Annotated in this window: 11 protein-coding genes; 5 read left to right on the top strand and 6 right to left on the bottom strand. The window is 61.7% G+C overall.

What is annotated here, in order from left to right:
- Positions 1-161: 161 nt before the first annotated feature.
- Entirely contained in the window at positions 162-566 is a 405-nt protein-coding gene (locus YA0848_RS07305; protein ID WP_034095643.1) for a hypothetical protein, read from the bottom strand.
- 370 nt (positions 567-936) lie between these two features.
- Between YA0848_RS07305 and YA0848_RS07310 the strand changes: the two genes are divergently transcribed.
- Positions 937-3,006: an AsmA family protein gene (locus tag YA0848_RS07310; RefSeq protein ID WP_169902898.1), complete on the top strand. Its 2,070-nt coding sequence runs from the start codon at positions 937-939 to the stop codon at positions 3,004-3,006.
- A 97-nt stretch (positions 3,007-3,103) separates the two neighbouring features.
- On the opposite strand, the gene YA0848_RS07315 is transcribed toward YA0848_RS07310, so the two are convergent.
- Positions 3,104-3,634 carry a ferritin-like domain-containing protein gene (locus YA0848_RS07315; protein WP_034095645.1) on the bottom strand — a complete coding sequence of 177 codons (531 nt, stop codon included), beginning with the start codon at positions 3,632-3,634 and terminating at the stop codon, positions 3,104-3,106.
- Between the two features lie 175 nt (positions 3,635-3,809).
- Here YA0848_RS07315 and YA0848_RS07320 point away from each other — a divergent pair, with 175 nt between their 5' ends.
- On the top strand, positions 3,810-4,700 hold the full coding sequence (locus tag YA0848_RS07320) for an esterase/lipase family protein (protein ID WP_034111554.1): 891 nt from the start codon (positions 3,810-3,812) through the stop codon (positions 4,698-4,700).
- Here the strand turns inward: YA0848_RS07320 and YA0848_RS07325 are convergent.
- The gene (locus YA0848_RS07325; RefSeq protein ID WP_047881393.1) at positions 4,697-5,575 is read right to left on the bottom strand and encodes a DMT family transporter; all 879 of its coding nucleotides are present in this window, start codon (positions 5,573-5,575) and stop codon (positions 4,697-4,699) included. The genes YA0848_RS07320 and YA0848_RS07325 overlap by 4 nt on opposite strands.
- 120 nt (positions 5,576-5,695) lie before the next feature.
- On the opposite strand from YA0848_RS07325, the gene YA0848_RS07330 reads away from it, so the two are divergent.
- Both YA0848_RS07330 and YA0848_RS07335 read left to right on the top strand, forming a co-directional pair.
- On the top strand, positions 5,696-5,998 hold the full coding sequence (locus YA0848_RS07330; RefSeq protein WP_034095648.1) for a PsiF family protein: 303 nt from the start codon (positions 5,696-5,698) through the stop codon (positions 5,996-5,998).
- Positions 5,999-6,185: 187 nt separating this feature from the next.
- Entirely contained in the window at positions 6,186-7,199 is a 1,014-nt protein-coding gene (locus YA0848_RS07335; RefSeq protein ID WP_034095649.1) for an AI-2E family transporter, read from the top strand.
- Positions 7,200-7,342: 143 nt separating this feature from the next.
- On the opposite strand, the gene YA0848_RS07340 is transcribed toward YA0848_RS07335, so the two are convergent.
- Positions 7,343-8,611: an Hsp70 family protein gene (locus YA0848_RS07340; protein ID WP_034095650.1), complete on the bottom strand. Its 1,269-nt coding sequence runs from the start codon at positions 8,609-8,611 to the stop codon at positions 7,343-7,345.
- A gap of 239 nt (positions 8,612-8,850) precedes the next feature.
- On the opposite strand from YA0848_RS07340, the gene YA0848_RS07345 reads away from it, so the two are divergent.
- A complete protein-coding gene (locus YA0848_RS07345; RefSeq protein WP_034095651.1) occupies positions 8,851-9,789 on the top strand; it encodes a DnaJ C-terminal domain-containing protein in 939 nt (312 codons plus the stop codon).
- Positions 9,790-9,810: 21 nt separating this feature from the next.
- Here the strand turns inward: YA0848_RS07345 and YA0848_RS07350 are convergent, their stop codons facing one another.
- Positions 9,811-10,938 carry a sensor histidine kinase gene (locus tag YA0848_RS07350; RefSeq protein ID WP_169902897.1) on the bottom strand — a complete coding sequence of 376 codons (1,128 nt, stop codon included), beginning with the start codon at positions 10,936-10,938 and terminating at the stop codon, positions 9,811-9,813.
- Between the two features lie 94 nt (positions 10,939-11,032).
- On the bottom strand, positions 11,033-12,733 hold the full coding sequence (gene ureC / locus YA0848_RS07355; protein ID WP_169902896.1) for an urease subunit alpha: 1,701 nt from the start codon (positions 12,731-12,733) through the stop codon (positions 11,033-11,035).
- Positions 12,734-12,805: the final 72 nt, after the last annotated feature.

The raw sequence follows: 12,805 nt of genomic DNA on the forward strand, positions 1-12,805 counted from the left end.
GGGCAGCATGGGCGGGCGGGCTTTGTGGACAAGTACAGCGACGCACTCTAGCAAAACCGCTTGATCGGCGTCGAACTTGGCGGGGTCAGTGGCGAGACAGGTTCTGCAGAAAGTCAAAAGCCCGATCGGCGGATCGGGCTTTTTTCTGGGCCACCACAGGCTCAGCTCTGTGCTTGATGCATTTCTTCCAGGCGGTCGGCACCACCTTCGGCAACGGCATTGCGTTCCAGCAGACGATCAGCACCACCTTCGGCAACACCGTCAGTGTAGGTGCGTTTGTTGGCACGGTCGGAACCACCTTCGGCCACTGCGTTGCGCTCCATCAAACGATCCGCGCCGCCTTCGACCAAACCTTTTTCTTGCAGGCGATTAAAGCCGTTTTCAGCAACAGCGCCTTTGGCGTAGTCGCGGTTCTCTTCTTCTTGCGAACCGCTGCGTGCCACGGTTTGGCTCGACTGCACGGCTTGGGCTTTGTTCTGTGGGGTGGCTTGTTCGGCGGCTGGCAGGGCAAAGGCGCTCGAAGCCAGGACAGATAACAGGACGGTAGCGAGTACTTGGCGTTTCATGATCAGTTGCTCCTTGGGAGGGCGATAAAGTGGGTACGTGGCTAATGCTACTCTCGATAAGTCGATATAAAAGTTCATAAATACAATGGTAATAATCAACAGAATTGATTGTTCTCGCCGAGGGCTCTAGATCGCACCTCTCAAGCACGCGGTTTTGCACCGTGGTGGGTATTTTCGACACGCTGGCGGGTAACATTGGTGCGCCATCGATGGTGGAAACTGTCGATCCGGTCAGGAAAACCAGTTTTTTGCGCGACTTCTCGCCCTTAAAACGCGATCGGGTTAAACCCGTGGGCGGTTTGCCAGTCGTAGTCTTGTAAGCTGTTCTAAAGGCTGTCACCCAGCCGGTCGTATTCAGGAGTTCTGTGCAATGACGCGCACTCGTAAAGTCGTGGTTTGGAGCTGCGCCAGCTTCGTCGTGTTAATCGCTGCGGTAGTGCTGTTTCTAGTGTTTTTTGATTGGAACCGCATCAAACCGCCCCTCAATGCCAAAGTGTCCGAAGAGCTGCATCGCCCGTTTGCCATCAATGGCAACCTCGCCGTGAAGTGGCAGCGCGAGCCCGACGAAGGCGGCTGGCGCGCCTGGGTGCCGTGGCCCCATGTGATTGCCGAAGACCTGACCCTGGGCAACCCCGACTGGTCGAAAAAGCCGCAGATGGTCACCCTCAAAAAAGTGGAGCTGCGCATTTCGCCCCTGGCATTGTTGGCGCAACGGGTGGTTATCCCACGTATCGACCTCACTGAGCCGAGCGCCGAATTGCAGCGCCTGGCCGATGGCCGCGCCAACTGGACCTTCACGTTCGACCCTAAAGACCCCGACGCCGAGCCCTCCAATTGGGTGGTGGACATTGGCGCCATCGGGTTCGACAAAGGCCATGTGACGCTCGACGATCAAACCCTCAAAACCCGGCTCGACGTGATCATCGACCTGTTGGGCAAACCCATTCCCTTCGGCGAAATCGTCGGCGATGCCGATGCCAAAAAAGCCTTGGAAAAAGGCTCGGCCCCTCAGGACTACGTGTTCGCCCTCAAGGTCAAAGGCCAGTACCACGGCCAGAAGCTCGACGGTGCCGGCAAAATCGGCGGGCTGTTGGCTCTGCAGGACGCAAACAAACCGTTTCCACTGCAAGCTCAGGTCAAGATCGCCGACACCAGCATTGCCCTGGCCGGCACGCTGACCGACCCTCTTAACCTTGGCGCCCTCGACCTGCGCCTCAAGCTCGCCGGCACCAGCTTGAGCAACCTGTACCCGCTGACCGGCGTAACCTTGCCCGATTCACCGGCGTACGCCACCGACGGTCACCTGATCGCCAAGCTGCACGACGCCAGTGGTGCGTCGTTTCGCTACGAGAACTTCAACGGCAAGATCGGTAACAGTGATATCCACGGCGACCTGGCCTACGTCGCCAGCCAGCCAAGGCCCAAACTCAGCGGTACGCTGGTGTCCAACCAGTTGCTGATGACCGACCTCGCGCCCCTGATCGGCGCCGATTCCAATGCCAAGCAAAAGGCCCGTGGCGGCGACAGCAAGCAGCCGGCGACCAAGGTGCTGCCGGTGGAAGAGTTCCGCACCGAGCGCTGGCGCGACATGGACGCCGATGTGGAATTCACCGGTAAGCGCATCGTGCACAGCGCCGACTTGCCTTTCACCGACCTCTACACGCACCTGGTGCTCAACGATGGCGAACTGAGCCTGGAACCCCTGCGTTTCGGCGTGGCCGGCGGCAAGCTCGATGCGCAGATTCGCCTGAATGGCCGCACCACGCCCATGGAAGGTCGCGCCCGGCTCACCGCGCGCAACTTCAAACTCAAGCAACTGTTCCCCAGCTTCGAACCGATGAAAACCAGTTTCGGCGAACTCAACGGCGATGCGGATATTTCCGGGCGCGGCAACTCCGTCGCGGCGCTGCTGGGCACCTCTAACGGTGATCTGAAGATGCTGATCAACGACGGCGCCATCAGCCGTGGTCTGATGGAAATCGCCGGCCTCAACGTGGGCAATTACGTGGTGGGGCGCCTGTTCGGCGACAAGGAAGTAAAGATCAACTGCGCGGCGGCGGACTTCGGCGTCAAGAGCGGCCTGGCCACCACGCGGCTGTTCGTGTTCGACACCGAGAACGCGATCATCTATGTCGACGGCACGGCCAACATGGCCACAGAGCAGTTGGACCTGACCATCACCCCTGAGTCCAAAGGCTTTCGCCTGTTCTCCCTGCGCTCGCCGCTGTACGTCAACGGCCCATTTATCAAGCCCAACGCGGGCGTTAAAGCCATTCCCCTGGCCCTGCGCGGTGCAGGCATGGTGGCCCTCGGTGTGATCGCCGGCCCCGCCGCCGGCCTGCTCGCCCTAGTGGCCCCGAGCGGTGACGCGCCGAACCAGTGTGCGCCGTTGTTGCAGCAGATGAAGGAAGGCAAGGCGCCGAAGACGGTGAAGGGTTGACATGACGCACGTTGAATAAGTGGGAGCAGGCAGGCCCTCTCCCACACAAACAAAAGGGGAGCTGACTGATCAGCTCCCCTTTTGTTTGTGTCGCGGTTTACAGGCTTTCGAGAATATCCGCCATGTCGTCCGCGTGCTCTTCTTCCTGGGCCAGGATGTCTTCGAAGATGCGGCGGGTGGTCGGGTCTTTGTCGCCGATGTATTGGATGATCTCGCGATAGCTGTCTACGGCGATGCGCTCGGCCACCAGGTCTTCGTAGACCATTTCTTTGAGGGTGTTGCCCGCCACGTATTGCGCGTGGGAGTTCTTCGACAGCAGGTCGGGATTGAACTCAGGTTCACCGCCCAATTGCACGATGCGCTCGGCGAGTTTGTCGGCGTGTTCGGCTTCCTGGGTGGCGTGTTCGAGGAATTCCTGCGCGGCGACGGCGGCTTTGATGCCGCTGGCCATGAAGTAGTGGCGCTTGTAGCGCAGCACGCACACCAGTTCAGTGGCGAGGGAGGCGTTGAGCAGGCGAATGATTTCTTCGCGGTCAGCGTCATAGCCCTCGGTCACGGCACCGTTTTCGACGTTCTGGCGGGCGCGGCTGCGCAGGGTGGCAACGTCGGTCAAGTTTGCTTCAGTCATCTCAATCTCCTGGGGCTAATCCGGGTTACGCCACGCTCTGTCGGCGTGATCGCTCCAAGTTGTGAGTGCTGGGCGAGGCAAAAAGTTTTATCGGATTTGCCGCCGGCGTCATCAGCCGGACTTGCAGTTGGGCTAGGCTGCACGGCATCCAAGTATTTTCGAGGACGTTCGCTTCATGCCGCAGTCGTTAGCCACACGTTATCCGTTGGTACTGGTGCCCGGCATGCTGGGGTTCGTGCGTATTGGGCTGTTCCCCTATTGGTACGGCATCGTCCCGGCCCTGCGCGCGGGTGGGGCGCAAGTCTTCCCGGTGCAGGTGGCGCCGTTGGATTCCAACGAGGTGCGCGGCGAGCAATTGCTGGTGCAGATCGAGCGCATCCGCCGCGAGACCGGCGCAGAGAAGGTCAACCTGATCGGCCATAGCCAGGGCTCGCTCACCGCACGCTATGCAGCGGCCAAACGGCCGGAGTGGGTGGCGTCGGTGACGTCGGTGGCTGGGCCCAATCACGGCTCGGAACTGGCCGACTACTTCCACACCCATTACCCCATCGACAGCGTCAAGGGGCGGCTGGTGAGCGCGTTGTTGCACCTGGTGGCCTGGCTAATGGGCCTGCTGGAAACCGGCTATCGCGGCCCGCGCTTCAAGGCGGACTTGCAGGCGTCGCACCAGTCCCTGACCAGTGCCGGCGTGGCGCTGTTCAATCGCCAATACCCCCAGGGGCTGCCCGACACCTGGGGCGGCCAGGGCGCGGCGCAGGTCAACGGCGTGCGTTATTACTCATGGTCCGGCACCTTGCAGCCAGGCAAGACCGACCGCGGGCGCAACCTGTTCGATGGCACCCACCGCAGTTGCCGGCTGTTCGCCCGCAGTTTCGTACGGGAGAAAGGCCAGTGCGATGGCATGGTCGGGCGATACAGTTCGCACCTGGGGGTGGTGATTGGCGACGACTATGCGCTGGACCACTTCGACATCGTCAATCAGTCCCTAGGCCTGGTGGGCAAGGGCGCCGAGCCGATCCGCCTGTTTGTCGAGCACGCACGACGCTTGAAAGCGGCGGGGGTTTAAGCGGATCGACGCACCGGTGTGGTCCAGCGTTCCGACAGAACCACGCCGCCCAGGGTCAGCAACCCACCCACCAAGTGATACAACGCCAGTTCTTCCTTGAGCACCGCCGCCGCAATGAGTGCGGTGATCAACGGCAGCAGGTTGAAAAACAGCGTGGTGCGGCTCGGCCCGAGGGTTTTGACCGAATGCATCCACGCCAGCGGTGCGAGCATCGACGCCAGCACGCAGGCGTACAGCACCAACGGAATATTCCCCCAGCCCAGGCCGGCCTTTGCGGAGAACAGGTACAGCGGTAACAGCACCACCACCGCCACCAGTATCTGCAAATACAACAACACCAACGGCGGCAGGCGCAGCTGCCATTTTTTCAGCAGCGTGCTGTAGACCGCGTAGGCCAGGGTGGCCACCAGCATCATCGCGTCGCCCAGGTTGACCCCATGTTGCAGCAGGGCGCCGAGGCTGCCGGCCGACACCACCACCGCCACCCCGGCAAACGACAGCACCGCACCCGTGAGCGCGCCGAAGGTCAAGCGCTGGCCGAGGCTGATAATGGCGGCGGTCAACGCCATCAACGGCATCAGCGACAGAATGATGCCCATATTAGTGGCGCTGGTCAGCGACGCGGCGTAATACGCCAGGCTCTGGTACACCGCCATGCCTAGTACGCCGAGGATGCAGACCTTGCCCAGGTTGGGGCGGATGGTCGGCCAATGAGCGATCACCGGTTTGAGCATGAACGGGGTAAACAGCAGGGCCGCCAGCAGCCAGCGGTAGAAACCGATTTCGGCAGGGAAGATCGAACCCACGGCCAATTTGTTGACCACGGTGTTGCCGGCCCAGATAAAGATGGCCAGCAGGGGATAAGCGTATTGCATGACAGCGCCGCATGGATGAATGAGCGGGGATTATCCTCTCTCAGCGCCGGAAGGTGTAACAAGGATTGACTACACTCTGCACAGGCCGTGCCCTCCGCATGGTAACCGGGAGAAAACTCCATGAAGATGCTGCGTATTCCGTTGTTGATGATGGGCCTGCTGCTGTGTGCCCAGGGCTTTGCCGCCACCGCCCAGCAGACCAAGATGACCACCTGCAACGCCGAAGCCACCACCAAGACGCTCAAGGGCGATGAGCGCAAGGCGTTTATGAAAACCTGCCTGTCGGCCCCGGCCGCCAACGATGCCAAGACGCTGACGCCGCAGCAGCAGAAAATGAAGGATTGCAACGCGTCGGCGAAAACCAAGGCGCTGACCGGTGATGCGCGCAAGACCTTTATGAGTAGCTGCCTCAAGGGCAGTTGAGTAGGCGACTCCTCTTGGGGGAGGGCGGCTCATCGACTTGCCCCCGATAACGGTATATCAGTCAGCTCTTGCGTCACTGATGCACCGCAATCGGGGGCAAGCCCCTTCCCACGCTTGATCGCACTCGCTTGATTCTCTCAAGGCTGGCAGACTGCCCATCCTTTAACGCCGTTCGTTTTGAGGCTGTATGCCAACGTTTTCTCAGCGTCATATGTTGTTGCTGGCCAGCTACATCATTATTTTTGGCGGATTGCTGCTGGTATTGCCGCTCAAGTTGCTACCCAGCCTGCTGGCCGGTCTGTTGGTCTACGAACTGGTCAACATGCTCACCCCTCAACTGCAACGGCTGATCGAAGGCCGGCGCGCGCGCTGGCTGGCGGTGGCCTTGCTGGGCACCGTGATCGTCAGCGTGCTGACGCTGATCTTTGCCGGCGCTATCAGCTTCCTGCTCCACGAAGCGGAAAACCCTGGCGCTTCCCTCGACAAGTTCATGGGCGTGGTCGACCGTGCGCGCGGCCAACTGCCGCCCTTCCTCGACGCCTACCTGCCCGCCAGCGCCGCCGAGTTCCGCGTGGCCATCGGCGACTGGCTGAGCAAGCACCTGAGCGAACTGCAACTGGTGGGCAAAGACGCGGCGCACATGTTCGTCACCCTGCTGATCGGCATGGTGCTCGGCGCGATCATTGCCCTGCAACGCATTCCCGACCTGACCAAGCGCAAGCCCCTGGCCGCGGCGCTGTTCGACCGCCTGCACCTGCTGGTCCAGGCGTTTCGCAATATCGTCTTCGCGCAAATCAAAATCGCCGCCCTCAACACCGCCTTCACCGCGGTGTTCCTGGCCGTGGTGCTGCCGCTGTGCGGCATTCACCTGCCGCTGACCAAGACCCTGATTGTGCTGACCTTCTTGCTCGGCCTGTTGCCGGTGATTGGCAACCTGATGTCCAACACCCTGATCACCATCGTCGCGCTGTCGTTGTCGATTTGGGTCGCCGTGGCTGCGTTGGGCTATCTGATCGTGATCCACAAGGTCGAGTACTTCCTCAACGCCCGCATCGTGGGCGGGCAGATCAGTGCCAAGTCGTGGGAATTATTGTTGGCGATGCTGGTGTTCGAAGCGGCATTCGGTTTGCCGGGGGTGGTGGCGGGGCCGATTTACTATGCGTACCTCAAGAGTGAGTTGAAGCTGGGGGGGATGGTTTAAGGCTTGTTTTGCCTGGGCTGACGCCATCGGGGGGAAGCCCCCCCNNGGGGGCAAGCCCCCTCCCACCTTTGAATGCGTTCACAAATCAAAATGTGGGAGGGGGCTTGCCCCCGATAAACTCACCTCGGTATCCCAGGTGAAATTCAGCAGCCGTAGCGCTTACTCGCCTCAATCGCCAACCCACTGCCGATACTGCCGAAAATATTCCCTTCCACATGCCGCGCATTCGGCAACATCGCCGCGATGCTGTGGCGCAGTGCCGGGATGCCGCTGGAGCCGCCGGTGAAGAACACGGTGTCTACCTGCGCCACGCTGACCGAGGCATCGTTGAGCAGTTGAGTCACGCTGCCACGTACACGTTCGAGCAGCCCGTCGATGGCTGACTCGAACAAGCTGCGGCTCAGGTCCACGCTCAGGCCACGCTCGATGCGGTCGAGCGGCACATGGCGATTGTCGTCGTGGGTCAGCTGGATCTTGGTTTCTTCCACTTCCATCGCCAGCCAGTGCCCGGCGCGCTGTTCGATCAGCTTGAACAGGCGGTCGATGCCGCCGGTGTCTTCGATGTCGTAGCGCATGCTGCCCAGGGCCAACTGGGATTTTTGCGAGTACACCGAGTTGATGGTGTGCCAGGTCGCCAGGTTCATGTGGTGGCTGGTGGGCATGTAGGCGCCGCTCTTCATGCGGCTGCCGTAGCCGAACAGCGGCATCATGCCGGCCAACGAGAGTTGCTTGTCGAAGTCGGTTCCGCCGATGTGCACGCCGCCGGTGGCGAGGATGTCATCGTGGCGGTTGTCGTTGTGGCGACGCTCCGGTGACAGGCGCACCAGCGAGAAGTCGGACGTACCGCCGCCGATGTCGACGATCAGCACCAGCTCTTCCTTTTCGATGGTGGATTCGTAGTCGAACGCTGCGGCAATCGGTTCGTACTGGAACGAGATGTCTTTGAAACCGATCTTGCGGGCCACATCTACCAGTGTGTTTTCCGCTTCCTGGTCGGCCAGCGGGTCGTCATCCACAAAGAACACCGGGCGCCCCAGCACCACTTCTTCGAACTCGCGGCCGGCGTTGGCTTCGGCGCGGCTCTTGAGCTGGCCGATAAACAGCGCCAGCAGGTCGGTGAACGGCATCGCCGTGCCCAATACGCTGGTGTCGTGCTTGATCAGCTTGGAACCCAGCAGGCTCTTGAGCGAGCGCATCAGCCGGCCTTCGTAGTTTTCCAGGTATTCGTGCAGGGCCAGGCGACCGTAGACCGGGCGACGCTCCTCGAAGTTGAAGAACACCACCGACGGCAGGGTGATTTTGTCGTCCTCCAGCGCAATAAGCGTCTCCTCGCCGGGGCGGATCCAGCCGACGGTGGAGTTGGACGTGCCGAAATCGATGCCGCAGGCACGGGCTGGGGATGGGTTTTTCATGTCTATCGGGTTCCGGTCGAAAAACGGCCGCGCAGTGTATGCCAGTCGAGGGCCGATGCGTAGGCCGACTATCTGTTAAATCACGCTTGAAAGTCGCCGATTTGCCCCCACATCTGTTGCATACGGCTAGCGCCGATAACACTTTGACGCACCCCCAGGCCATAAGACTCAACAAGTGCAAAGCATCGCACCTTGTGCCCTGGGCTGTGCGATCCCGATGAGAGGATGGTGAACCGCCGATGGATTTCAAAGACTACTACAAGATTCTGGGTGTCGAGCCGACGGCCGATGACAAGGAAATCAAGACCGCCTATCGCAAGCTGGCTCGCAAATATCACCCCGATGTGAGCAAGGAAAAAGACGCCGAAGCCAAGTTCAAGGACGCGTCCGAAGCCTATGAAGCGCTCAAAAGCGCGGATAAGCGCGCCGAATACGACGAGCTGCGCAAGTATGGCCAGCATGGTCAGCCGTTCCAGGGGCCACCGGGCTGGCAGAGCCGTGGCGGCTTTGGTGGCGGCCAGGACGCGGGCGATTTTTCGGACTTCTTCAGTTCGATCTTCGGCTCCCGTGGCGACGCCTTTGGCGGCGGCCAGCGCCGCTCCGCAGCGCGCAAGGGCCAGGACGTGGAGATGCAACTCTCGGTATTCCTTGAGGAGACGCTGTCCACCGAGTCCAAGCAGATCAGCTTCCAGGTGCCGCAATACGACGCCTCGGGCCGGCATGTCAGCAACACCACCAAGAGCCTGAACGTGAAGATCCCCGCCGGCGTCACCGACGGCGAGCGTATCCGCCTCAAGGGGCAGGGTGCGCCCGGCGTGGCCGGAGGGCCCAATGGCGATCTGTACCTGATCATCAAGTTCGCGCCGCACCCCAAGTTCGAAGTGGACGGCGAAAACCTGATCACCCAGTTGCCGCTGGCACCGTGGGAATTGGCGTTGGGCGCGGAAGTCGCGGTGCCGACCTTGACCGGCAGGATCAACCTCAAAGTGCCGGCCGGCAGCCAGAACGGTCAGCGCATGCGCGTCAAGGGTCACGGCTTGATGAACAAGGCTGGGCAGCGCGGGTTCCTCTACGTGCAGCTCAAGGCAGTGATGCCTAAGCAGGCCGACGACGAAACCATCGCGCTGTGGCAGGCGCTGGCCAAGAAGGCCAACTTCAACCCGCGCGAAAACGTCTAAACCCGCCCCGGCGCGGGACCGTCAAAGCGAGCGCGGCAGCACCACGGTAAAGGTGGTGCCGTCCGCCTCGCTGGACGTCACTTCAATGCTGCCCCGATGGGCCAGCACCACTTCCTTGACGATAAACAAACCCAACCCCAGGCTGGTCGACGTGCTGCCCGGTTCCTCGTTGGCGCTGCGCACCAATGGGTCGAACACCGTGCCCAGGGCGGCTTCGGGGATCGGCGGGCCATAGTTGTGCATGCGCAATTCCACGCTGTCCGCCGTGCCTTTGAGCGTCAAGGTCACCGCCTGGCTGTGGGTGCCGTGCTGCAAGGCGTTGCCGATCAGGTTCTGCAGCAGTTGGTCGACGCGGCCACGGTCCCACTGGCCATGGGTGTCGCCGTGGATGATCAGCGCCGGGTTGCATTCCGGGCGACCTGCGCACGCCTCGTCGATGGCCTCGCGCGCGGCGTCCGCCAGGCTCATGGGTTTGGGGTCGATGGGCAGGCTGCTGCCCAAACGGCTGCGTACGAACTCCAGCAGGTCGCTGACCATCGCCCCCATGTGGCGCGCGCCGTTGCGGATATTGCCCAGCAGGCTCAACCCCTGGTTATCCAACTGGGCCTTGCGCAACAGCATCTCGCTCGACATGTTCACTGCCTGCAACGGCGCGCGCAGGTCGTGGCCGAGGATCGCCAGGAAGATGTCCCGCGAGCGCGCCACTTGTTCGGCGTAGGCTGCGGTGGACTCGGCCAGGGCTTCGTCGATGGCTTCATTGAAGCGGATCAGGTCTTGCAGGTCTGCCCGTTGCGGGGTTTGCACGCTGTCGACCCACAGCCGGATCACGCAGGCGCGCAAATGGCGGAACTCGGAGGTCATCTGCACCAGGTCAAAGCCCACGGTATGGCGCAGCTCGCCATGGCTGGCTGCGGCTTGATCCAGGCTGGGGGTTTTCTCCGGGCCTTCGCCCTTGGCCTTGGCGGCTTGTTCGCTGGCGCTTTGGCGGGTGTTCATGTCACGGGCGGCGGCCAGCAGGATCGAATGGGCGTGGTCGCGCAATTGTGTGCGGGTGAGGGTGTCGGCGGCGGGTGTCAGGGTCTGGGCGAACAGCTCCCATTCATCAACGATCTGCTCGGCGTGTAACACGATGAATTCGGATAAACGCATGGCCAGGTTTCCAGAACGATGAAAGCGCGTGGCGCATCGTAGCGCCATACGCGTGCTTCATTCACTGGCCCCGCAGGTCTGTGCCGATGAACGGTCAGAACAGGAAATAACGCTGCGCCATCGGCAGCACATCCGCTGGTTCGCACCAGAGCAATTGCCCGTCCGCCTTGACCTGATAGGTCTGCGGGTCCACGTCGATCTCCGGCAGGTAATCGTTGTGGACCAGGTCGGTTTTCTGCACATCACGGCAGCCCTTGACCACGCCGATGCGTTTCTTCAAACCCAGCGCTTCGGGCAGACCCTCGTCCAGCGCCGCCTGGCTGATAAACGTCAGGCTGGTGGCGTGCAATGAGCTGCCAAAGCTGGCGAACATCGGGCGGTAGTGCACCGGTTGCGGGGTCGGGATCGAAGCGTTGGCATCGCCCATCAGGCTGGAGGCAATCGCGCCGCCCTTGAGGATCAGCGTCGGTTTGATCCCGAAGAACGCTGGACGCCACAGCACCAGGTCGGCCCATTTGCCCACTTCGATGGAGCCCACCTCATGGCTGATGCCATGGGTGATCGCCGGGTTGATGGTGTACTTGGCGATGTAGCGTTTGGCGCGGAAATTGTCGTTGCCCGGACCGTCGCCGGGCAGGGCGCCGCGTTGCTTTTTCATTTTGTCGGCGGTTTGCCAGGTGCGCGTGATCACTTCGCCGACGCGGCCCATGGCCTGGCTGTCGGAGCTGATCATCGAGAACGCGCCGAGGTCGTGCAGGATGTCTTCGGCGGCGATGGTTTCGCGGCGGATGCGGCTTTCGGCGAAGGCCACGTCTTCGGCAATGCTGGGGTCCAGGTGATGGCAGACCATCAACATGTCCAGGTGCTCGTCGATGGTGTTGCGGGTGAACGGCCGCGTCGGGTTGGTGGAGCTGGGCAGTACATTGGGGAAGCCGCACGCCTTGATGATGTCCGGCGCGTGGCCGCCGCCGGCGCCCTCGGTGTGGTAGGTATGGATGGTGCGACCCTTGAGCGCGGCGAGGGTGGTTTCGACAAAACCGGACTCGTTGAGGGTGTCGCTGTGGATCGCCACTTGCACGTCGTAGTCGTCCGCCACCGTTAGGCAGTTGTCGATGCTCGCCGGGGTGGTGCCCCAGTCTTCATGCAGCTTCAAACCGATGGCACCGGCCTTGACCTGTTCGATCAATGGGCCCGGCAGGCTGGCGTTGCCCTTGCCGGTAAAACCGATGTTCATCGGGAACGAATCGCTGGCCTGCAGCATGCGCGCCAGGTGCCACGGCCCCGAGGTGCAGGTGGTGGCGTTGGTGCCGGTGGCCGGGCCGGTACCGCCGCCGATCATGGTGGTGACGCCGCTGGTCAGCGCTTCTTCGATCTGCTGCGGGCAAATGAAATGCACATGGGAGTCGATGCCGCCGGCGGTGAGGATCATGCCTTCGCCGGCGATCACTTCAGTGCTGGCGCCGACGGCCATGGTCACGCCGGGCTGGATATCCGGGTTACCGGCTTTGCCGATGGCGTGGATGCGCCCGTTCTTGAGGCCCACATCGGCCTTGACGATGCCCCAGTGGTCGATGATCAACGCATTGGTGATCAAGGTGTCGACCACCTCGGCGGCGAGCAACTGGCTCTGGCCCTGGCCATCGCGGATCACCTTGCCGCCACCGAATTTGACCTCTTCGCCGTACACGGTGAAGTCCCGTTCCACTTCGACGAACAGCTCGGTGTCGGCCAGTCGGACCTTGTCGCCGACGGTGGGGCCGTACATATCGGCGTAGGCTTGGCGGCTGATTTTCATGTGTGTGCCCTGAAATATTTGTGTTGAATGTGAAATCGTTATCGGGGGCAAGCCCCCTCCCACCTTTGGAAT

The organism is Pseudomonas sp. S4_EA_1b, assembly GCF_016307435.1.
GTDB lineage: Bacteria > Pseudomonadota > Gammaproteobacteria > Pseudomonadales > Pseudomonadaceae > Aquipseudomonas > Aquipseudomonas rhodesiae.

Coding starts and splice junctions, on each gene's coding strand:
- YA0848_RS07345 (WP_034095651.1), top strand. CDS start 8,851: ATGGATTTCAAAGACTACTACAAGATTCTGGGTGTCGAGCCGACGGCC.
- YA0848_RS07330 (WP_034095648.1), top strand. CDS start 5,696: ATGAAGATGCTGCGTATTCCGTTGTTGATGATGGGCCTGCTGCTGTGT.
- ureC (WP_169902896.1), bottom strand. CDS start 12,733: ATGAAAATCAGCCGCCAAGCCTACGCCGATATGTACGGCCCCACCGTC.
- YA0848_RS07310 (WP_169902898.1), top strand. CDS start 937: ATGACGCGCACTCGTAAAGTCGTGGTTTGGAGCTGCGCCAGCTTCGTC.
- YA0848_RS07350 (WP_169902897.1), bottom strand. CDS start 10,938: ATGCGTTTATCCGAATTCATCGTGTTACACGCCGAGCAGATCGTTGAT.
- YA0848_RS07315 (WP_034095645.1), bottom strand. CDS start 3,634: ATGACTGAAGCAAACTTGACCGACGTTGCCACCCTGCGCAGCCGCGCC.
- YA0848_RS07325 (WP_047881393.1), bottom strand. CDS start 5,575: ATGCAATACGCTTATCCCCTGCTGGCCATCTTTATCTGGGCCGGCAAC.
- YA0848_RS07335 (WP_034095649.1), top strand. CDS start 6,186: ATGCCAACGTTTTCTCAGCGTCATATGTTGTTGCTGGCCAGCTACATC.
- YA0848_RS07320 (WP_034111554.1), top strand. CDS start 3,810: ATGCCGCAGTCGTTAGCCACACGTTATCCGTTGGTACTGGTGCCCGGC.
- YA0848_RS07305 (WP_034095643.1), bottom strand. CDS start 566: ATGAAACGCCAAGTACTCGCTACCGTCCTGTTATCTGTCCTGGCTTCG.
- YA0848_RS07340 (WP_034095650.1), bottom strand. CDS start 8,611: ATGAAAAACCCATCCCCAGCCCGTGCCTGCGGCATCGATTTCGGCACG.